Below are 21,074 nucleotides of genomic sequence, written 5' to 3' on the forward strand. Positions count from 1 at the left end.
ACCTAAGATGATCAACGTGTCCGACCAGCATGCACCACGGTCTCTCATCGTCACGCTCTACGGCGCGTACGGCCGCTTCGTACCCGGCCCCGTGCCGGTAGCCGAACTGATCCGGCTGCTGGCCGCGGTCGGTGTGGACGCCCCGTCCGTACGCTCCTCGGTGTCGCGGCTCAAGAGACGCGGACTGCTCGTGCCCGCCCGCGCCGCGAACGGTGCGGCCGGGTACGAACTGTCACCGGACGCCCGGCAGTTGCTCGACGACGGCGACCGGCGCATCTACGCCACGGCACCGCCCGAGGACGAGGGCTGGGTGCTCGCGGTGTTCTCCGTGCCCGAGTCGGAGCGGCAGAAGCGGCACGTGCTGCGCTCCCGGCTGGCCGGCCTCGGTTTCGGCACGGCCGCTCCGGGCGTGTGGATCGCGCCCGCGCGGCTGTACGAGGAGTCCCGGCACACCCTCCAGCGGCTGCGGCTCGACGCGTACGTCGACTTCTTCCGCGGCGGCCACCTCGGCTTCGCGCCGACCGCCGAGGCCGTCACCCGCTGGTGGGACCTGGCCGCCATCGCCAAGGAGCACGAGGCGTTCCTCGACCGGCACGCGCCCGTGCTGCACGGCTGGGAGAAGCGCGAGGACACCCCGCCCGAGGAGGCCTACCGCGACTATCTGCTCGCCTTGGACTCCTGGCGCCACCTCCCCTACACCGACCCCGGCCTGCCCTCCGCGCTGCTCCCCCGGGACTGGCCCGGGGAGCGCTCGTCGGCGGTGTTCCGGGCGCTGCACGAGCGGCTGCGGGACGCGGGGGCGGAATTCGTGGGGCTGTAGAGCGCGTCGCCTCGTTTGGGCCCACCGGGACGCCGGGTACTCGGCAGCGCGATGACAGCACCGGACGGACGGCGGAGGCGATGGAACGGCGGGCAGGTCCGACGCGGCCGGCTCTGATCGTGGTCGACATGATCAACACGTACGACCACGAGGACGCCGAGCTGCTCGTGCCGTCCGTCGAACGGGTCGTGCCCGTCATCGCCGAGCTGATCGGCCGGGCCCGCGAGGCGGACGTGCCGGTGATCTACGCGAACGACAACTTCGGGCTGTGGCGCTCGCACCACGGAGAGCTCGTGGAGTCGGCGCTGGCCCGGCCGCACGCCGACCTGATCGAGCCGATACGACCGGACGACGAGTCGCTGTTCGTGGTGAAGGCCCGCCATTCGGTCTTCTTCGAGACTCCGCTGTCCTACCTCCTGTGGAGCCTGGACGTCGGACACGTCGTTCTGACCGGCCAGGTCACCGAGCAGTGCGTCCTCTACTCGGCCCTCGACGCGCACATCCGCCATCTGGAGGTCACGGTGCCCAGGGACGCCGTCGCGTCCATCCACCCCCATCTGGCGTCGGCCGCGCTCGAGATGATGGAGCGCAACATGGGCGCCCGGATCACCGCGGCGAAGGAGACGGACTTCGCGCCCGACGCGAGCTAGAGGGTCAGCCGCGGCTTCGGTGCGTCCGTGCGGCCCGTCTGGGGCCTGCGGCTGCCCGCGCGGTACGGGGTCGGCCAGGCGACGCCCGGGCCCGTGTAGCCCTGTTCGGCCGCCGCGTGCAGGGTCCAGTGCGGGTCGTAGAGGTGCGGCCGGGCCAGGGCGCACAGATCCGTGCGGCCGGCCAGGATCAGGGAGTTGACGTCGTCCCAGGAGGAGATCGCGCCGACCGCGATCACCGGGACGCCGGTGGCGCGCCGGATACGGTCCGCGAAGGGCGTCTGGTACGACCGCCCGAACTCCGGCCGCTCGTCCGCCACGACCTGCCCCGTCGACACGTCGATCGCGTCGGCGCCGTGCGCGGCGAAGGCCCGGGCGATCTCGACGGCGTCCTCGGCCGTCGTCCCGCCCTCGGCCCAGTCGGTGGCGGAGATCCGCACGGTCAGGGGCCGCTCCCCCGGCCATACGTTCCGTACGGCGTCGAACACCTCCAGCGGGAAACGGAGCCGCTTCTCCGGCGAGCCGCCGTAGGCGTCGGTACGCCGGTTGGTCAGCGGGGAGAGGAAACCGGAGAGCAGATAGCCGTGGGCGCAGTGCAGTTCGAGCAGATCGAAGCCGGCCCGGGCGGCACGGCAGGCGGCTGCCGTGAACTGCTCACGGATGTCGGTGAGCTGGGCGCGGGACAGCGCGCGCGGGGTCTGGCTGTACGGCTTGTACGGCAGCGCGGATGCGGCCACGAGCGGCCAGTTGCCCTCCTCCAGGGGCTCGTCCATGCCCTCCCACATCAGCTTCGTGGAGCCCTTGCGGCCGCTGTGGCCGAGCTGCACGCCGATCGCGGTACCCGGGGCCTGGGTGTGCACGAAGTCGGTGACACGCCGCCACGCCTCGGCCTGCCGGCCGGTGTAGAGGCCGGCGCAGCCGGGCGTGATCCTGCCCTCCTCGCTGACGCACACCATCTCGGTCATCACCAGCCCGGCCCCGCCCAGCGCCCGCGCGCCCAGATGGACCAGGTGGAAGTCCCCGGGGACGCCGTCGACCGCCGAGTACATGTCCATGGGCGAGACGACGACCCGGTTGCGCAGGGTCAGACCGCGCAGCCGGAACGGCGTGAACATCGGGGGCGTGCCGGGCGGGCAGCCGAACTCGCGCTCCACCGCCTCCGTGAAGTCCGGGTCGCGCAGCCGGAGGTTGTCGTGGGTGACGCGGCGGCTGCGGGTGAGCAGGTTGAAGGCGAACTGGCGGGGCGGCTGGTCCAGGTACAGGCCGAGGTTCTCGAACCACTCCAGACTGGCGCGGGCCGCGCGCTGCGTGGAGGCGACGACGGGCCGCCGCTCCGCCTCGTAGGCGGCCAGGGCCTCCTCAAGCGAGTCCCACTCCTCCAGGCAGGCGGCCAGCGCCAGGGCGTCCTCGACGGCGAGCTTGGTGCCGGAGCCGATGGAGAAGTGGGCGGTGTGGGCGGCGTCGCCGAGCAGGACGAGGTTGCCGTGCGACCAGCGGTCGTTGACGACCGTGCGGAAGGTCGTCCACGCCGAGTTGTTGGACCGCAGGGGGCGGCCGCGGAGCGCTTCCGCGAAGATCTTGCCGCAGCGTTCGATCGACTCGGTCTCGTCGAGCTCGTCGAACCCGGCCGCGTGCCAGACCTCCTCGCGCATCTCGATGATCACGGTGGAGGCGTCGGGGGCGTAGGGGTAGCCGTGCAGCTGCATCACGCCGTGTTCGGTCTCGGCGATGTCGAAGCGGAAGGAGTCGAAGGGGAAGTCGGCGGCGAGCCAGATGTAGCGGCAGTGGTGGGTGGTGACCCGGGGGTGGAAGACGTCCGCGTACGTCTCGCGTGTGGTGCTGTGGATGCCGTCCGCGGCGATGACCAGGTCGTGGGTCCCCGGGAGGTCTTTCGGGGCCTCGGTGTGGAAGCGGAGGGCCACGCCGAGTTCGCGGCAGCGGGTGTGGAGGATTTCCAGGAGCCGCTTGCGGCCGAGGGCGGCGAAGCCGTGGCCTCCGGAGGTGTGGCGGGTGTTGCGGTGGGTGATGTCGATGTCGTCCCAGCGGATGAAGTCTTTCTGGAGGGCCTCGTAGACCTGGGGGTCCGCGTGTTCTATGCCGCCGAGGGTTTCGTCGGAGAGGACCACTCCGAAGCCGAAGGTGTCGTCGGGGGCGTTGCGTTCCCAGACGGTGACTTCTCGGGTGGGGTCCAGGCGCTTGAGCAGGGCTGCGGCGTACAGGCCGCCGGGGCCGCCGCCGATGATTGCCACGCGTAGGGGGTGGCCGTTGTCGTGGTGCGGCTGCGGGTCCGTTGGGGCTGGTCGCGCAGTTCCCCGCGCCCCTGAAGGGGTTGCCGTCACCGTCCGCTCCATTTGGGAGGGCGCTTCTCCGTGAAAGCCGCGTGGAATTCCGCGTAGTCCGCGCTGTTCATCAGCAGTGCCTGGGTGGAGGCATCCAGTTCCACTGATGCTGCGAGAGGCATGTCCAGTTCGGCCGTGAGGAGGGCCTTGGTCTGGGCGAAGGCCAGGGCGGGGCCTTCTGCCAGGCGACGGGCCAGTCGCTGGGCCGCCTCGTCGGCGGCGCCCTCCTCAGTCAGTTCGCTGATCAGGCCGATGCGCTCGGCCTCGGGGGCCCGGACCGGGTCGCCCAGCATCAGGAGGCGGGTCGCGTGGCCCAGGCCCACGACCCTGGGCAGAAGGTACGCCGCGCCCATGTCGCCGCCGGAGAGGCCGACCCGGGTGAAGAGGAACGCGAAACGGGTCGTGGGGTCGGCGACGCGGAAGTCCGCTGCCAGGGCGAGCACCGCTCCGGCGCCCGCCGCCACGCCCTGCACCGCCGCGATCACCGGGAAGGGGCACTCCCGGATGGCGCGCACCACCTGGCCGGTCATGCGGTTGAAGTCCAGGAGCCGGGCGGTGTCCATACCGAGGGTGGCGCCGATGATCTCGTCGACGTCGCCGCCGGAACAGAAGCCGCGTCCCTCGCCGGCCAGCACCAGGGCCCGTACGGACCGCTCCCGGGACAGCTCGGCGAGCAGGTCGCGCAGGTCGGCGTAGGCGCCGAAGGTGAGCGCGTTGAGCTTCTCGGGGCGGGCCAGGGTGACGGTGGCGACGCCGTCGGTGAGATCGACGCGCAGGTGCTCCCAGCGGGGGGTGCGGGCGGCGGAGCCGGTGAAGGGACTCATGACGTGCGGCCTCCTCGGGCGGGCACTGTCTCACTGAGCTCTACCCCACGAAGCTATCACTCATCCGTGACTGTCGTCATGAGTGCGCGATAGGCCGTCCGGGTAGGACTCCTGTGTGGATCCGGGGTGACCCGGCCCGGTCACATCCGTCACAGATCATCCACACCGGCGTAACGGCGGGAGCAGCGGCGCGCGGCACCGCGTTCACCTGGGTAAGCCGTCCGGCAAGGGGGCGAAGGCGCCCCCCGACGGTGGCCCCTCGGACGCCTCTGAAGAGCGGCGCCGTACCATTCATCAGGTTGAAAGCAGGATGTCCTGCTCCATGAACGGACCCGCCTTGTACGAACTCCCCTCAGCCCCCGCCTCCTGGCGCATCGCGCTGCCGCACACCGTCGCGGCGGTGCCCGTGGCCCGTGCCCTGGTCCGTACGGCGCTGGCCGAGCTGGAGTACGGGGCCGACTGCGACACGGCGGAGCTGCTCACGGCGGAGCTGGTGGCCAACGCGGTGGAGCACACCACCGGCGAGGCACCGATAGAGCTGGTGGTGGAGCTGATGCCGTCGGGATGTCAGGTCGAGGTGCACGACACCGACCCGGCCCCGCCCGGCGACCTCACCCGCCCGGCCGGCGGACCGCCCGACCCCTGGCAGGAGCACGGGCGCGGACTGCTGCTGATCCGCACCCTGAGCTCGTCGTGCGGGCACCGGCCGACCGAGTCCGGCAAGGCGGTGTGGTTCAGGCTGCCCGCGGTGCCGGCCCAGCGGCGCCCGTCGGCATAAGACCTGCTCAGGCCAGGGTCGCCACCAGGACCGCCTTGATGGTGTGCATCCGGTTCTCCGCCTCGTCGAAGACCACCGAGTGGGCCGACTCGAAGACCTCGTCGGATACCTCGAGGTACGCCAGTCCGTGCGACGCGTGGATCTCGCGCCCGACCTTGGTGCCCAGGTCGTGGAATGCGGGCAGGCAGTGCAGGAACTTCACGTCCGGGTTGCCGGTGGCGCGCAGGACGTCCATGGTCACGGCGTACGGGCCGAGGGCGGTGATGCGCTCGTCCCAGACCTCCTTCGGCTCGCCCATGGAGACCCAGACGTCCGTGGCGACGAAGTCGGCGCCACGGACACCGTCGTCCAGGGTCTCGGTGAGCGTGATGCGGGCACCGCTGCTCTCGGCGAGCGCGCGGGCCCGGTCGACGACCTCCTCGGCCGGCCAGTAGGCCTTCGGCGCCACCAGACGCACGTCCATGCCGAGCAGGGCACCCGTGACCAGGTAGGAGTTGCCCATGTTGAAGCGGGCGTCGCCCAGGTAGGCGAAGGAGATCTCGGTCAGCGGCTTGGCGCAGTGCTCGGTCATGGTCAGCACGTCGGCCAGCATCTGGGTGGGGTGCCAGTCGTCGGTGAGCCCGTTGAAGACCGGCACACCGGCGTGCGCCGCCAGCTCCTCGACCTTCTGCTGGCTGTCGCCCCGGTACTCGATCCCGTCGTACATCCGGCCCAGCACCCGCGCGGTGTCCCTGACCGACTCCTTGTGACCGATCTGCGAGCCGGACGGGTCGAGGTACGTGGTCGAGGCGCCCTGGTCGGCGGCCGCGACCTCGAACGCGCAGCGGGTGCGGGTGGAGGTCTTCTCGAAGATCAGCGCGATGTTCCGGCCCCGCAGGTACTGGGTCTCGGTCCCGGCCTTCTTGGCGGCCTTCAGCTCTGCGGCCAGCTCGACCAGACCGCGGAACTCCTCCTCGGTGAAATCCAGCTCCTTGAGGAAGTGGCGGCCGGCGAGGGCGCTCGGGGCTGTCGCCATGGGGGCGCTCCAGGGATACGGGGACACAGACTCCTGGAATACTATACGAAGCTCAGCATGTCTATACAGACTGCATGCTTACACGGGCTCCCGTTCGACCGGGCAGCTCATACAGCGCGGCCCGCCTCTCCCCCGCCCCAGCTCGCTGCCCGGGATCTCTATCACCTCGATGCCCTGTTTGCGCAGGTGGGTGTTGGTGGTGGCGTTCCGTTCGTAGGCGACCACGACGCCCGGTTCGACGGCCAGGACGTTGCAGCCGTCGTCCCACTGCTCGCGCTCGGCGGCGTGCACGTCCTGGGTGGCGGTCAGCACCCGGATCTCGTTCAGCCCGAGCGCGGCGGCGATCGCGCGGTGCATGTGCTCCGCCGGATGGTCGGTGACCTTCAGCTCCTTCTCGCCGACGCCCGGCTCGATGGTGTACGAGCGGAGCATGCCGAGGCCCGCGTACTGGGTGAAGGTGTCGCCGTCGACCATCGTCATCACGGTGTCGAGGTGCATGAAGGCACGCCGCTTGGGCATGTCGAGCGCCACGATCGTCTCCGCGGAACCGGCGGCGAACAGCTTGTGCGCGAGCATCTCGACGGCCTGCGGTGTGGTGCGCTCGCTCATACCGATGAGAACGGCCCCGTTGCCGATGACCAGCACGTCCCCGCCCTCGATGGTCGACGGGTAGTCGGCCTGTCCCTCGGACCACACCTGGAAGGTCTCGTCCCGGAACAGCGGGTGATGCCGGTAGATCGCCTCGAAGTGCACGGTCTCGCGCTGCCGGGCGGGCCACCGCATGGCGTTGATGGAGACGCCGTCGTAGATCCAGGCGGAGGTGTCGCGGGTGAAGAGGTGGTTGGGCAGGGGGTCCAGCAGGAAGTCGTCCAGGTCCATGACGTGGAAGCGCACGGAGGTCGGCTCCGGGTGGGCGTCCAGGAACTCGCGTTTCGTCATGCCGCCGACCAGGAGCTCGGCCAGTTCCCGCGCGGGCAGGTTCTCGAAGGCGGCTCTGAGGTGGTCGGTGGCGAGAGGGCCGTACTCCTTCTCGTCGAAGACCCGGTCCAGGACGAGGGTTCTGGCCGCCGGGACCTGAAGCGTCTCGGCCAGGAGGTCACCGAAGAGGTGGACGGCGACGCCCCGGTCGCGCAGCACGTCGGCGAATCCGTCGTGCTCGGCGCGGGCCCTGCGCACCCACAGCACATCGTCGAAGAGCAGCGAGGTCTTGTTGCTCGGGGTGAGCCTTTTGAGCTCGAGATCGGGCCGGTGCAGGATGACGCGGCGCAGCCGCCCGGCCTCGGAGTGGACGTGGTATGCCATGCCTCCATCCTGACCATCGGGGCGCCCGTTGACGCGCTGCTCGCGCGTTTCCGCGAACTCTTGTTTGCGTCGGCGTGACGACAACCGGGGCGGTCATCCGCTGGGCAGCGGCTGCAGCAGTTCCGGCCGGGCCAGCATCCGCCTGGTCGTCCGCCCCGGGTCGAGCACGGCACGGGCGACGATCCAGCCGGCCAGGGCGTGCGGTTCGGCGGGGTCGGTGGCCAGCTGGCCGGCGTACCGGGCGAGCGCGGCGGCGGCGTCCCCGGCGGCCAGCTGCTCGTCGGCGGTGTGCGGAGCGGCGGGGCGGGCGGCGAAGGCGTGGGTGCGGACGTCGGGCCAGGAGGTGCGGTCGGTGCGGAAGCGCGGGTTTCCGTCTCCGGAGGAGGGCGGGGCGACGTTGCGCAGGCGCCACTCGGTGCGGTGCAGTGCGGCGGCGGTCCGGGCACGGGTCAGCGCGGCGTACGGGACCGGCTCGCGCAGCCACCCGTCGAGCGTACGGGCGAGGCCCGACACGAGGGCCCGGCCCTGCGGGGTGAGACGCCCCTCCACGAGCAGGGTGCGCACGACGAGCCGGCTCTGCAGGCGCCGCAGCGCGAAGTGGTACCCGGCCGTGTCGGCCGCCCCGTCGTCCCGCGCCACGGCCAGGCGGTCCCGCCAGAAGCCCGCGACACCCGTGAAGGCGTACGCCCCGTGCAGCAGCCCGGTGAGATGCCGCGGGTCGGGCCGCCAGGGTGCGTAGTAGCGCTCCTCCCGGTCGTCGTCGAGCAGTGGGAACAGGTGCAGGAGGGCGGCCAGTTTGCTGTGCTGGAACTCGTGGACGAGGGTCTCGGCGAGCGCCACGGCGGACGACGGACGGGCGATCACCATGGCCCCGAACGAGTCCCCGCTGGAGGCGGACACCAGGACGGTGGGCGGCGCGGGCGGCAGTGTGCCGGTACGTCCCCAGGGCACCACGGCCCGTATCGCGCCGGGGTCGAACCGGCCCGGCCCTTCGCCGCCCGGCGTGGCGAGCAGCGCGACGGCCGCCTCGAACAGCCGCTGCCAGGCCTCGGCTTCGTCGGCGTCGAGCCGCGCGGGCGGGAGGGGGTCGTCCAGGTCTCGGTAGGGGTCGAGGTCTTCGAGGGGGATGGAGACGGTCCGGTGGGTGAGGGTGCGCAGGGGGAGCCAGGTGGGGGTGGGGCTCTCCTGTGCCGGCAGGGGTTGCGTCGCCGGGCTGATCGTCACGGCGACGGTGCCGCCGTCGCGGCCCGGTCCGGACAGCGTCAGCTCGCCCCCGCTCGTACGGGCTCGGGCGACCGTCGATCCCTCTGCCGCTCCGGTGAGCCGGGCCAGTCCCAGCCCCGGCAACGGCAGTCCGCCGTCGGTGAGGGGCACCCTGAGGTCCGCCCGCGTACCGGCGTGCAGCGACGCGGCGACGGCCAGGGCGCACAGATGCCCGGCCTCCGCCCACAGCGGCGGGCCCGACGCGGTGCCGTGCAGCCGGCGCAGCACATGGGCTATCCAGCCGCCGGTCGCCGGGGCGACCAGCAGCCGGTCGACCGGCTCGGGTGCCGCGGCGGCGGCCTCCTTGAGGACGTCCCAGGCCTCGGCGGCCGGGCTCAGCGGCGTCCGCAGCGTGCCGAGCCGGTCCAGCAGGGTCCGCAGAAGCAGCAGCCGCCGCGCCCGTTCCGCCCGTTCGAGGAAGGCGACGGCCTCGGCGGAGCCCCCTCCCGCGGCCAGTTCCGCGAAGAGCCGTTCGGGCATGCGGAACGGGGCGTGGCGCGGCTCGCTGGGCATGCGGAACCTCCGGTCGGGGGTACGGGCGTACAGACCCCGACGGGCACACGGCATGCCCGGCCGGGGTCTGCCGTGCGGCAGGGTGCGGCTATTCGGCCCTGGCACCCCCCGGACCGTCGTTCCCGCCTCTGATACTGCCGCGGGCGCGCAGTACCTCCCCGAGCAGCCGGGCGGAGGGGCGCAGCGGGGCGACACCGTCCAGGGCGGTCAGGGGCAGCCCCGTCAGGTCGGCAAGATCCGACTCCCAGACGTCGGTACCCGCAGCGGTGGCATGCTCACGGACGGCGGCTCCGGCGTGGCACAGAGCGGGCGGCTGGTCCAAGGTGCTCCCCCTTCTCGCACGGTGGCACGCGATGCCCCGTGCCCGTCTCCTTTTCCATCATGGCCATTCCTGCCCGGGTCGAAAACCGTACGATCACGCCACTCGATCATTTCCGATCACGCGAGCGCATCGTCGAGGCCTCGAACTCCCTTAACGCAGCGTCGAGTTCGCCCCTGAGGTCCGGATCGTCATCGAGGGAGACCACGGCCTCGAACAGCTCCCACAGCATCTCCGGCCGGCCCCGGGCCAGCCTGTTGAGGATGCCGACGACATCGGTGCGGGCCGTGCTGTGACGGGGCAGCGTGGCAGTGACACGCGGGTCCAACGAGGCGACCACCGTCTGCCGTTCGGCGGGGTCCCTCATCAGCGGATAGGCGATGAGTGCGTCCACGGCCCGCCGCAGAGGTGAAGCCGGACGCTTCCCGGGCGACGGCACGGCCGGTGCCACGATCTCGGTCCGCTCGGGGCTCTGCAGCCGAATCTCCGGATACTGCAGAGTACGTCCCGCTTCCCTGAGGGCCGCGATACGTGTTCGTACGGCCGGAAACAGTCCCTCCGGATCGGGCAACGCGGGCAGAACGGCGGTTCGGTCGGCCAGCAGCCCGAGCAGGATCTCCGAGAACAGCCCCGTAGCGCGCTCCGGGTCGTTGGCGGCGACCCGCCCGCGCCCGGCCGCCCGCAGCAGCGTCTGCCGATGAGCGAGGTTGCGCCGCCCCACCGGCAGGGCGTCCGGTGGCAGTTGCTCGCGGAAGGCCAGGTCCTCCTCGAAGGTCTCGCAGGCGTCCACGATCCACAGCTGCTCGCCGAAGGCCGGTACGGCGTCCCCGGCGTACCGGTCGAGGGCGGAGTCCAGGTCGATGCCCAGCTTGTCGGCGGTACTGGCGTCCGAGCAGAACAACCGCAGGTGCCCGGCCCGGTCCAGGACGCCGTGCCCGCCCCACCACACCCAGAGGACATCGCCCTGGGCCAGGGGCAGTTCGCGGACGAGGACGCGGCGCAGGGTGGCGTGGTCGGCGGGCTGGTACGGAACGCCGGGCGTGTACGGCGGCAACGGGGCGAGGTGCAGCCGGAGCTGGTCGTCAGGCACCCCGGCCGCACGCAGCAGCCGGTGAAAGGCGACGGCGTCCCGCGCCGGCCCGGGCAGATCCCAGCCGGACCCGGCGATGTACCGCTCGACACCGACGATCAGCGCGTGCACCCGGGCGGGGTTCACGGCAGCCGGTCCACGATGTGCCGGTAGACCTCGGGATTCGTCCAGTAGGCGCTGTGCGAGGCCGGGAAGGGCTGACGGCTGTCGACCGCCACATCCGTGACACGTCCGGGGAACAGGCCCGCGCCGAGATAGGAGAGCAGGTCGCGGGGGTCGTACAGGTTCAGCCAGTCCGGTACGTGCGACGGCAGGCATGCGGGGTGTTCGAGTGAGGGCAGGGATCCTGACTCGTAGAGGAACGGCCCCTGGGATCCCGCCGTCACCAGGAGCCGGACCTGCGGCAGCGGGGCGGAGATCAGGGTGTCCAGGGCGATGATGCCGCCCAGACTGTGGCCGACGAGGGTGACGGGCGGTTCGAGGCCCGTGACCAGGTGACGCAGCTCGGCTCGGACCGCCTCGCCGCGGCTGAGGTAGCGCAGGATGTCACCGGCGGCGGGGTGGGCGGCGTCGGTGAGGGCGCGGCGGCGGCGCACGACAGCACGGGATGCCGCCGAACCCGCGACCCGCAGCACCAGGGAGCGCACCCCGCGTTCCGTGCCCCGGGGTTGTGCACCGAGTGCCACGGCGAGCGTGTCGGCGACGGCGTCGCGGCTGTCGCCGACCGGTACCAACGGGGCGTCGGAGTCCAAGGCGTCGGCGATCACCCGGGCGGTCAGGCTGCGGGCGGCCAGGGTCGCGAGGTCGTCGGGGGCGAGGGCGTCGGCGGCCGGGGCGAGCAGCGGATGGGCGGCCAGGTCGGTCGCGGCCCGGGCCAGACCCGGCCCCAGCTCGGCGGCGGGAGCGTCACCTCCCGCCGCGAGGGAGGCCAGCCGCGCCCGTATCGCCTGGTCGGGGGGCTGGGAGCCGGGCGGACGCTCGATGACCTGCGGCGCACCGGCCGCGGCGAGCACGAGTTCGGCGTACGGGTCGGCGTAGAGGGTGGCCCACGCGGCGGCCGACGCGTCGTCGGGGTCGTCCTCGGCCAGGCCCCGGGACGTGCCGCCCGGCTCGGCGGGAAGGCTGGCCCCGCCCGCCGCGAGCGTGGCGCCGTGCGTGCCGCCCCAGTAGTACGGCACGATGCGTAGTCCGTCGCGCAGGGTGGTCAGTCCGGCCGCCACGCGCCCCGCAAGCTTCGAGAAGCCTGGTTCGCGCACCCCTGTTCCATGGATGAAGACGACCGTCGCCATGTGCCCCCCGTGACACCGGTACAGAGTTGTGTACGACTGCCGATACACCGTCAAGTTACCAGTATCATAAGGAGGTTGGGGGTCGAGCAAACGTGCGAGGACCCGCCCGCGGCCGAACCACCGGCCATGACAACTGGACACAGGGGGACGCATGAGCGCTGACGCGGTGGTCACGCATTTCCTGTTCGCCTCGGCCCTGATCCTGGCGGTCGGCCATGGCGCCGGCTGGGTGGCCCAGCGGCTGAAGCAGCCGTACATCGTGGGGCAGCTGACAGCGGGCATCGCCCTGGGTCCTTCGTTGCTCGGCAGTACGGCGCCGGATGCCTACCGGGTGCTGTTCCCCCAGGAGATCGGCACCGCGCTGACCGGGCTCGCGCAGTTCGCCCTGGTGGTCTTCCTGTTCGCGGTGGGGTACGAGCTGGATCTGAAGATCCTGGGCGACCGGGCGCGCACGGTCGTGACGGTGGCGCTCGCGGCGTTCGTGGTCCCGATGGTCGTGGGCAGCGGCTGCGCGCTGCTGTTCCGGGAGCAGCTGAGGGCCCTGGACATGCCTCCCCTCACCACCGGCATGGTGCTGTTCGCCGGTGTCGCCCTGTCGATAACGGCCGTACCGGTCCTGACGGCCATCGTGCGGGAGAACAACCTGGCCGACACGGTGCCGGGCGTCCTCGCGGTGTCCGCGGCCGGGCTGCTCGACGTGATCGGGTGGACGGTGCTGGCCGGGACGATGCTGGACAGCGACAGCGGTGAGCAAGCGCTGGGCTGGCAGTGGCGGGCGCTCATCGCGGCCGGATTCGCCGTGCTGATGCTGGTGGCGGCCCGGCCCGTGCTGCGCAGGCTGCTGTGGCGGACCCGCATGGAGCCGGCCCTGCGGCTGGCGCTGCTCATCGGCTTCGCCTGCGCGTCGGCGTCCGTGACGCAGTTCCTCGGGCTGCACGCCATCTGCGGTGCGCTGCTCGCGGGGATCGTCTGCCCGCGTGAGGAGGGCGGCACCCTCGACCCTGATCTGCTGCGGCCACTGCATGTCGTCAGCTCGCTGCTGGTGCCCTACTTCTTCGTCTTCTCCGGGCAGTCGGTCACCCTCAACAGCATGAATGCCACCGGATGGATCACGCTGCTGGTGGTGACGGTGCTGGCCGTCGGCTCGAAGGTCGGCAGCGGCGTGGTGGCGGCCCGGATGGGCGGACTGGACCGCGACGACGCACGGACCGTCGGTGTGCTGCTGAGCGCCCGTGGCCTCACGGAGCTGATCGCCCTCAACGCCGGTCTGCAGGCGGGTCTGGTGAGCAAGCCCCTCTACACGGTGCTGGTCTTCATGGCCCTGGCCACGACGCTGCTCACTCAGCCGCTCCTGAGCCTGGTCCGCCGCCTGTCGGACCATGAGCCGACACGCGCCCCGGGCCGTGCCGCGGTCGTGCCCGTGCATCTGACTCTCCCGGACCACGCCGGCGATGCCCCGGTGCCTCATCACCCCTCGGACGGCGCGCCCACCACGCCGGTGGCGGACGCGGGCTGACGGGTCCGGGGTGGCACCCCGGTGCCACCCCGGCCGAACCGGCCGCTACATCGGCATCGGCGCCATGTCGCACTCGATGCGGCGACGCTGGCGGGCCGCGGCGAGCCAGGGGTGATCGGCGCGGACCACCCGCCCGAAGCCCTCCACGGCCTTGCGCTGGAGTTCGTCCGCCTCGGCCCCCCGGCCCAGGCCCCGCAAGTCGAGGGCGAGGTTCGCCATCACGGACAGCGTCAGGGGGTGCGCCTCCCCCGCGACTTCGGCGAGCACCGGCAGATTGGCCTCGTCGATCTCGCACGCCCGGTCGAAGTCGAGACGGGCGTACGCCGTGTTGGCCTGGCCGATGGCCACGGTCAGGGTGGTGACATGGCGGGATCCCAACGAGTCGGCCAGTCTGCGGGCCGCGTCGTCCTCCTGCTCCTGCGCGGCGTCGATGGCCCCGAGCGCCCGCAGCGTGGCGGCCAGATTGGCCCGGGCCAGCAGGGTGTACGCGTGGTCCTCGCCGAGGCGCTGCTCGAACCGCCGTACGGTCACCTCCGCGAGCTGGCGGGAACCGTCGAAGTCCCCGGCCAGGCGCATGTCGACGAACACGTTGGTCGCGGTCGACATCGAGTCGAAGTGGTCGGGCCCGTAGCGGGCTACGAAGCGCCGCAGCGTCTCCTCGGACAGCTTGGTCGCCTCGGCGAGCGCCCCGTCGCGGCGCCGGCACACGGCGAGGTTGCGGGCGATGCGCAGGGTGAGGGGGTGCTCGTCGCCGAGGGCGCTGCGGGCCCGGCGGTAGGCGTCCTCCTGGAAGTCGCGGCCGCCCGGGTAGTCGCCGCTCTCGCGCATGTCGATGGAGAGGGCGTTGAGGGTGTTGAGGGCGAAGAAGCTGGCCGGGCCGAACAGCAGCTCGCGCTGCCGGGCGTTCTCCTGGTCCATCGGCAGCGCCTCGCGGAATCTGCCGCACAGCCGCAGGGCGACGCCGTAGGTGTGGGTGGCGCGCAGTGTGGCCGGGTCGTCGGCGCCGAACAGGGACCGGGCCAGCTCGGTGGCCTCCTCGGTCAGCTGCCGTGCCTCCTCGAACCGGCCCTGGTAGTTGTGGGCGTCGGCCATTTCGCACAGGGAGTCGATCAGGTCCTCGGGGTAGCCCTCGAGGCGGCGGGAGACCTCCAGCGCCTTCTCGGTGAGCGGGATGGACTCGGGTACCTGGCCGATCTGGCGCAGCAGGAACGCGAACGTCTTCGTCATGCGCAGGACGTGCACGTCCTCCTCGCCTGAGGCGGCGAGCCAGGCGCTCCAGGCCTGCCGGGCGAAGTCCGCGGCCCCTTCGTGGTCACCCCAGAAGTACAGGAACCACACCGTGTCGTACACGAGATCGCGTACATAGGTGTCGCTGCTGGTCACCGCCTGGGACGTGAGAATGTGCGGGAGCAGCGCCTGGTAGGCGCGCCATTCCAGGGACGAGCCGTAGGGGCCGGGCTTGGCGGCCGAGAGGAGCTGGTGGGCGGCGTCCCGCATCCCCTCGCGCTGCTGGCGGCTGAGCTTGGCCAGGAGCACGGTCTGCAGGAGACGGTGCATCTGGAGGGTGTCGGACCGTGGGTCCACCTTGACCAGGGAGAACTGGCTGAGGTCGCGGACGGCGCGGTTCAGTTTGATCGACTCGCGCAGCAGGGGGTCGATCTCCGGGGTGATGCTGACGCCCCGGCTGCCCCGCAGCATGGACCGCGGGATGGGCTCGGGGGCCATGCTGGCGCAGATGTCCAGCAGCTGCCGGGCGCCAGGGTTGTTCTCCTTGATGCGCTCCAGCGAGATGTCCCAGGCGGCCGCGACCGAGACCGGGTAGTCGGGGTTCGGGTCGAGTTCGAGGATCTCCGGGCTGCGCTGGGCGAGCAGGTCGAGATACTCGTCGACCTGCATGCCCGTGACGGCACGCCAGGAGCCCGCCTGCTCCACCGCGAGCGGCAGGTCGCCCAGGGCCTCGGCGAGCCGGTCGGCGTCCTCCGCGGTCAGGTCGGGCGAACGCTTCTGGAGCAGCTCAACCGACTCCTGCCGCTCGAAGACGTTCACCGGCAGCGGGGTGGCGACCCTCTCCCAGGCCCGGTTCCGGGAGGTGACGATGACCTTTCCGGGGCCGTTGGTCGGGAAGTACTGGCGCACGGCCTCGACGTCCTCGGCGTTGTCGAAGACGAGCAGCCAGTTGTCGTAGGGCGCTCCGCTGCGCAGTGCTTCGAGCACGGCGGGCACGGCGGTGTTGGCGGCCGGGGCGCCCAGGCTGTCCTGGCCGGTCGGGGCGACGCCCAGCTGGGCCGCGAGCTGGGCCAGCGCTGCCAGGATGAGGCTCTCCCGCTCGGCCGGGATCCAGCAGATCACCTTGTAATCGTGCTGGTGGGTGTAGATGTACTCGAGCGCCAGCTGGGATTTTCCGACGCCGCCGAGGCCGTGCAGCGCGTGCGGCAGCACCGCCGCCGTGTCCTGAGCCCCCAGCTGCTCCTCCACGGCACTCAGCAGCGCCTGCCGGCCGACGAACGACGTGTTGCGCAGAGGTACGTTCACCAGGAGGGCGGCGGGCGTTCCGGTCGTGGTGCTCGGCATGGGGGGCTCAGCCTCCGAGGGTTCTTGTGGGACGGCGTCGGATACCAGGGGTGGCACGGGTGGTTCTCCAGCTTCTTGGGGGGCGTTCGACGGTGGCAGACTTCCCGTTCCGTCGGACAATCCCCCAGGAGCCGCGCGGTTCACCTCAGAAGATGCAGCTCCGGACATTCCCGGACTCACTCGTTCGGCGTCACCGGGCCCGCGGGCCCTGGTCAGACCGGGCTCGATACGGCGGGCCCGCTCGGAGTACGGACCCGAGAGCGCGCGCATCACGGCCAGCTCACTGCGCGCCCAGCCCCGCTCGGACGGGTCGGGCAGCGTGGCGCCCATCGGGTCGCGCAGGGCGGCACGCAGCGCCAGCCCCCGGGCGCCCGCGGCGGGCAGCTCGCCCACCACGCTGACGGTGTGGGCGAGTTGGCTGCGGGTGGTGGTGGCGAGCAGTTCCTCGCGGACTCCGTCGGCGAACTCGGGGCGCCCCTCGCCGCCGCTGTCCCAGTCGATCAGCCCGCCCATCAGGATCTCGGCGAGGTGGTCCGGGCCGGTCTCCGGCATGGTGCGCCGCCGCAGCTGTTCGATCAGGTCGAACTCGAAGGGAACTGCCGCCAGTTGGCTTGCGAGCCGGCGTGCCGCGGGGGTGGCCAGCGTGAAGAACCGGCGTACGGCGGCTTTGGCGGCGCGCGGGAAACGGGGGGCGCGCAGGCCGGGCGCGGGCGAACCCTTGGTGAGGGTGCCGGCCAGGACGACGGGCAGGGCGCGGCGCACTCCGCGCTCCCCGGTGACGAGATCGGCCCAGGCCGTGAGGGAGCCGGGCTTCAGGGAGAGCACGGGGACGGGCACGGAGCCGTCGCCCGCGTCGGGCAGCGGTCGCAGGGGGTCGGGGCCGCCGGGCGGCGCCCAGTGTTCGAGTCCGTCGTTGGCGGCGCCGAAGCCGCCGGCCTCCAGAACGGCCGGATACGGGTAGAGGGAGGCGCGGTGGCGCAGATGCGGCGGGAGCAGATGCACCAGGGCCGTGGGGCCGGCGTGGGCGAGCCGGGCGAGCAGGTCGTCGGCGGCGGGAGAGGCCCAGCCGTGGGCGAGCCCGTCGGTGACCACGAGGAAGACGCGGTCGCCGCGTCCGTCGAGGAGTTCGGCGGGGTCGGCGGCGGCCCGGCCGGCGCTCCAGCGCAGGGTGGCGGTCCCGGTGCGCGGCACGTTCACCCGGACGGTCCGCACGGCCCGGAAGGCGCCGCTGTGCTCGGCGGCCTGGGCGAGACGGCGGGTGGACTCCTCCCAGATGCGCAGGGTGGGCGCGTCGTCGACCAGCAGGACCAGGTCGAACGCGGCCGTCCGGGCGGGACGCAGGAACGGCATCCACATGCCGTCGATGATCCCCTGCTCGGCCGTGGTCTCCTCGTCGAGCTCGAGCGTGTCGCGCGACGGCACCCGGCGGGCCAGCTGGTGCAGGGCGCGGGCGAACCGGGCGGTGGTGCGCCCCGGGGCCTGCTGCGGACGGTCGTCGGCGGGCAGCAGCGGCTGCCCGAGACGCAGGGTGAAACGGCCATCGGCGTCGGGTAACAGGCGGGCCGGGGCGCCCGGTTCGCCGGGCAGGGCGGCGCCGGTCCCCGGCCGGTCGCCGAGGCCCTCGGGAGCGGCCGGCACACCGGCGGTGGCGGGCGGGTGTGGGGTGCGTACGGCGTCAGGAGTGCGGTCAGGGAGGGCGCCGGAGGATCGGGGCCGGTCGGCCGGTGGGGTGTCCGGCCGGTCCGCGTCGTCCCTCTCTCGCGGGCGTACGGGAGGCGGGGCCGGGAGTGCTGTCGTCCGGCCCAGGGGCGAGTCCGGGCCGGAGGCGGCCGGGCCGCCGTGGCGGTTCCAGTGCGCGGCGAGCCAGACCGCGTCGGCGATGTCCTGCCAGCGCGGGACGGACTGTTCCAGGGCGACCGGGACCGTCGCTCCGTGCTCAGCCGCCTGGTCGGCGGACTCGGGCAACGCCGAAGGAGGCGACGACCCCGAAACGGGAAATCCGTCGCCGAGCCCGGATGCGTGCTCCCTGGGATAGCCCTTCAATTCAGCGGCCCTTCGCGAGGTCGCGCAGGAGCATTTCCACGAGCTTACGCCCGTCACCATCCGCCTGGAAACCACCCGCCGTCGTCATCTGGACAGCGTTGAGCAACTGGTCCAGGGAGTGGGTTCCGCCGGCCTGGACCCGCTGAACGAACAGGTCGACGAGGTCTTCGGTGCCCTGCGGGCGGGTTCCGAGGTGCCCTTCGACCATGGCCAGGAGTTGCTCCCGGGTGGGCGTGCGCATCTCCAGCGGCAAGCAGCGCCGGCGGAAGGCCGCGGGGAATTCGCGTTCTCCGTTGCTGGTGATCACCACGACCGGGAACTCCCGGCACTCGACCCGCCCGTCGCGCACCTCGGCGCGGCCCCCGGGGTCGCTGGTGTGGACACGCGCGCTGTCCGCGGCGTCGCGTACCAGCTCGGGGACGTCATAGCTTCCGTTCTCCAGGACGTGCAACAGGTCGTTCGGCAGGTCGATGTCGCTCTTGTCGAGCTCGTCGACGAGAAGCACACGGGGACGATCGTAGGGCAGCAGCGCGGTCCCCAGGGGGCCCAGAGTGATGAAGTCGCCCAGAACCGGGGGAAGTTGACGAGGTTTTTGAGGAAGCGCGGTGTTGACGTCCGTCACCGGGTCGGCGTCGTCCGGTTCCAGGGACGCGGCGTGCCGCAGGCCGGCCCGCCAGGCGGCGATGGCCTGGGCACGGCCCATGGCGTCGTGGGCGTAGAGGCCCTCGCGCAGGGTGGTGCGGCTGACGATGTTCCACTCGAGGACCCGGCCGAGGCCGAGTTCGCGGGAGACGAGGTAGGCGAGGGTGGACTTGCCGACGCCGGGCGGGCCGGTGATCAGCAGGGGCCGGCGCAGCAGCAGCGCGGCGTTGACGACGTCGATCTCTTCCTCGCCCAGTTGCGGGGTGACGTCGCCGGGGCCCAGGCGGCGCAGCGCGGCCTGCGGGTCGGCCGCCGGCACGGGCCGGGGCGGGTCGCCCCGGAAGCGGCGCCAGGGCGGCGGCGCGGGCAGTTCTGGTGGGACGGCGGGGGCACTGCCCGTGCCGTGGAAGATCCGCCAGCCGTTCGGGACCGTCTGCTCCTGCCCGCTCATGCGGATGCCTCCTCGCTGGCGAGATCGCCTGGGTCGGTGGGCTGGAAGTCAACGGGACGTGTCGGATCGTCCCAGAAAAAGCCGATGTGTCGGCCGAGCAGCTCGCCGGGGCCCCGGCCCTCGCTCTCGGCGTTCCTGCGCAGGAGGTGCACGGCCACCGGGATCCTCTCCGGGGTGGGCGCCGCGGCGAACAGGGCGGTCACCACTTCCCGGCGCTCCTCGCGGAAGACGCCTCTGCGGTCCCAGATCGCGAGCCCCACCCCCTCCGCTATGGCGGCCTTGAGGGCCTCCAGTGCCAGGACGTCGGCGGGGGCGTCGAGCACCACCGCCGTATGTCTTGGTTCCCCGGCGAGCCCGGCCTGCCACGCGCCGAGCCGGCCGCCGTCCGGTTCGCGCCAGCCGTGCACCAGGACGCCGTGCTCGCGCAGGGTTCGCCAACGCTCCCGCCACTGGTCCCGGACCAGGGCGTCGTCCGTGCGCATCCGCTCCAGGCTGCGCAGGTGCACCCCGTACTTCAGGCTGAGCGGCAGCGGCTGCCCGTCACCGATCCGGAAGGTCAGACCGGCCACATCGTGGTTGAGGAGGTCGTACGGAAGGACGAACTCGATGTACGGCGGTGGCTGCCGGCGTCCGCCCGGGTCGGGTTCGCGGGGCGCCGACCAGAGGCGGGCGCCCTGCCGTAACGCGCGCTGGACGGCCGTGCCGAGCTCGTCGAGGGTGGTCGTGGCGGGTTCGCCGGGCTGCGGGTCCCAGCGGCCGGGGACGGTGTTGAGCCAGGGGCGGACGACGACCTCGCCGGAGCCGTCCCGTGCCGGTTCGACGGCGACGACCAGGCAGCGCGGGATGTCCGGATCGGTCTCCGTCGTGCCGCGGGCCTTACGCCGTTCCTCCACCGGTCCGGTCAGGCCCGCGCGCCGGGCCCAATCGTCGGCCCAGCCGGTCAGGGCGGTGCGGTGCCCGGGGGTGGCGGCGAGCCGGGCGGCGTGGTCGATCAGCAGGACGGCGGGGGGCAGTCCGTCCGGCTGCACGTTCCAGTCCAGGACGTGCGCGAGGAGCTGTTCCGGGGCGAGTCCGGTGGGCAGGTCGAGGCCGTTGAGTTCCTCGACCAGGGCGTCGCGCAGCCGGGCGGCGGGGAGTTCGCCCTGGGCGAGGACGGCGCGGGCGCCGGCCTCGTCGTCGCGGGTGAGGGGCCCCTGGAGGGCGGGGGGCGGGGCGGGCGCGAGCCACTGGTCGAGCAGCTGGTCGAGTTCGTCGCCCGCCAGGTCTCCTTCGAGGATCCGCACCACCTCGACCAGTACGCGTTCGCCGCCGGGCATGTTCAGCGCGGCGCGCGTCAGCAGCACCACGTCCTCGCGCAACTTGACGCCGCGCAGGTCGATCCGGCGCCCCAGCAGGTCTCCCAGGACGACACCGAAGTGCAGCCGCCCCTGCGCGTCCTCCATGCAGCCCAGGCCGCACAGGGCATTGGTCAGCCCCAGCAGCAGCCGTAAGCCGTCCGCACGCCCGGACCCGCCCTCGGGTTCGCCGAACCCCGCGTGTGTCTCCACCGACTTTCCCCCTGAGCCGGTATACCTGCCTGATCGACCAGCGAAGTTAGCACGGCAACCAGCGGTTAACCAGGGACGAATGGGACCGGAAGGACGACGTCCGGC

Annotated in this window: 15 protein-coding genes; 4 read left to right on the top strand and 11 right to left on the bottom strand. The window is 72.3% G+C overall.

The features are described 5' to 3' along the window. The first annotated feature begins 7 nt into the window (after nucleotides 1-7). Nucleotides 8-820: a PaaX family transcriptional regulator gene (locus AC07DF_RS30880; RefSeq protein ID WP_478978669.1), complete on the top strand. Its 813-nt coding sequence runs from the start codon at nucleotides 8-10 to the stop codon at nucleotides 818-820. Nucleotides 821-900: 80 nt separating this feature from the next. Then, nucleotides 901-1,470 (top strand): cysteine hydrolase family protein, encoded by a 570-nt coding sequence (locus AC07DF_RS30885; RefSeq protein WP_478978672.1) that lies wholly within the window; start codon nucleotides 901-903, stop codon nucleotides 1,468-1,470. On the opposite strand, the gene AC07DF_RS30890 is transcribed toward AC07DF_RS30885, so the two are convergent. Further along, nucleotides 1,467-3,818, bottom strand: a complete 2,352-nt coding sequence (locus AC07DF_RS30890; protein WP_478978675.1) for a bifunctional salicylyl-CoA 5-hydroxylase/oxidoreductase — start codon at nucleotides 3,816-3,818, stop codon at nucleotides 1,467-1,469. The two genes, AC07DF_RS30885 and AC07DF_RS30890, sit on opposite strands and share 4 nt — an antisense overlap. Continuing rightward, nucleotides 3,803-4,630 carry an enoyl-CoA hydratase family protein gene (locus AC07DF_RS30895; RefSeq protein WP_478978678.1) on the bottom strand — a complete coding sequence of 276 codons (828 nt, stop codon included), beginning with the start codon at nucleotides 4,628-4,630 and terminating at the stop codon, nucleotides 3,803-3,805. Before AC07DF_RS30895 ends, AC07DF_RS30890 begins: the two co-directional genes overlap by 16 nt. Before the next feature lie 310 nt (nucleotides 4,631-4,940). Between AC07DF_RS30895 and AC07DF_RS30900 the strand changes: the two genes are divergently transcribed. Further along, entirely contained in the window at nucleotides 4,941-5,408 is a 468-nt protein-coding gene (locus AC07DF_RS30900) for an ATP-binding protein (protein ID WP_478978681.1), read from the top strand. Nucleotides 5,409-5,415: 7 nt separating this feature from the next. On the opposite strand, the gene argF is transcribed toward AC07DF_RS30900, so the two are convergent. The 6 genes from argF to AC07DF_RS30930 all read right to left on the bottom strand — a co-directional run bounded on the left by argF (nucleotide 5,416) and on the right by AC07DF_RS30930 (nucleotide 12,166). Beyond that, nucleotides 5,416-6,423, bottom strand: coding sequence for an ornithine carbamoyltransferase (argF, locus tag AC07DF_RS30905; protein ID WP_478978684.1), 1,008 nt, complete (start codon nucleotides 6,421-6,423; stop codon nucleotides 5,416-5,418). Between the two features lie 78 nt (nucleotides 6,424-6,501). Continuing rightward, on the bottom strand, nucleotides 6,502-7,725 hold the full coding sequence (gene arcA / locus AC07DF_RS30910; protein WP_478978687.1) for an arginine deiminase: 1,224 nt from the start codon (nucleotides 7,723-7,725) through the stop codon (nucleotides 6,502-6,504). A gap of 93 nt (nucleotides 7,726-7,818) precedes the next feature. Beyond that, nucleotides 7,819-9,501: an HEXXH motif domain-containing protein gene (locus AC07DF_RS30915; RefSeq protein ID WP_478978690.1), complete on the bottom strand. Its 1,683-nt coding sequence runs from the start codon at nucleotides 9,499-9,501 to the stop codon at nucleotides 7,819-7,821. A gap of 88 nt (nucleotides 9,502-9,589) precedes the next feature. Beyond that, nucleotides 9,590-9,823, bottom strand: coding sequence for a hypothetical protein (locus AC07DF_RS30920; protein ID WP_454358088.1), 234 nt, complete (start codon nucleotides 9,821-9,823; stop codon nucleotides 9,590-9,592). Nucleotides 9,824-9,929: 106 nt separating this feature from the next. Continuing rightward, a complete protein-coding gene (locus AC07DF_RS30925) occupies nucleotides 9,930-11,036 on the bottom strand; it encodes an effector-associated domain 2-containing protein (protein ID WP_478978693.1) in 1,107 nt (368 codons plus the stop codon). Continuing rightward, on the bottom strand, nucleotides 11,033-12,166 hold the full coding sequence (locus AC07DF_RS30930) for a hypothetical protein (protein ID WP_478978696.1): 1,134 nt from the start codon (nucleotides 12,164-12,166) through the stop codon (nucleotides 11,033-11,035). The genes AC07DF_RS30925 and AC07DF_RS30930 overlap by 4 nt, the downstream gene beginning before the upstream one ends. 184 nt (nucleotides 12,167-12,350) lie before the next feature. Between AC07DF_RS30930 and AC07DF_RS30935 the strand changes: the two genes are divergently transcribed. Next, nucleotides 12,351-13,715, top strand: coding sequence for a cation:proton antiporter (locus AC07DF_RS30935; RefSeq protein ID WP_478978699.1), 1,365 nt, complete (start codon nucleotides 12,351-12,353; stop codon nucleotides 13,713-13,715). A 45-nt stretch (nucleotides 13,716-13,760) separates the two neighbouring features. Here the strand turns inward: AC07DF_RS30935 and fxsT are convergent, their stop codons facing one another. The 3 genes from fxsT to AC07DF_RS30950 all read right to left on the bottom strand — a co-directional run bounded on the left by fxsT (nucleotide 13,761) and on the right by AC07DF_RS30950 (nucleotide 20,969). Continuing rightward, nucleotides 13,761-18,251: an FxSxx-COOH system tetratricopeptide repeat protein gene (gene fxsT / locus AC07DF_RS30940; RefSeq protein WP_478978702.1), complete on the bottom strand. Its 4,491-nt coding sequence runs from the start codon at nucleotides 18,249-18,251 to the stop codon at nucleotides 13,761-13,763. 79 nt (nucleotides 18,252-18,330) lie between these two features. Next, nucleotides 18,331-19,422: an AAA family ATPase gene (locus AC07DF_RS30945; RefSeq protein ID WP_478978705.1), complete on the bottom strand. Its 1,092-nt coding sequence runs from the start codon at nucleotides 19,420-19,422 to the stop codon at nucleotides 18,331-18,333. Continuing rightward, nucleotides 19,419-20,969, bottom strand: coding sequence for a VMAP-C domain-containing protein (locus AC07DF_RS30950; RefSeq protein WP_478978708.1), 1,551 nt, complete (start codon nucleotides 20,967-20,969; stop codon nucleotides 19,419-19,421). Before AC07DF_RS30950 ends, AC07DF_RS30945 begins: the two co-directional genes overlap by 4 nt. Nucleotides 20,970-21,074 lie beyond the last annotated feature (105 nt).

The sequence above is a fragment of the Streptomyces sp. NPDC044719 genome, assembly GCF_056433405.1.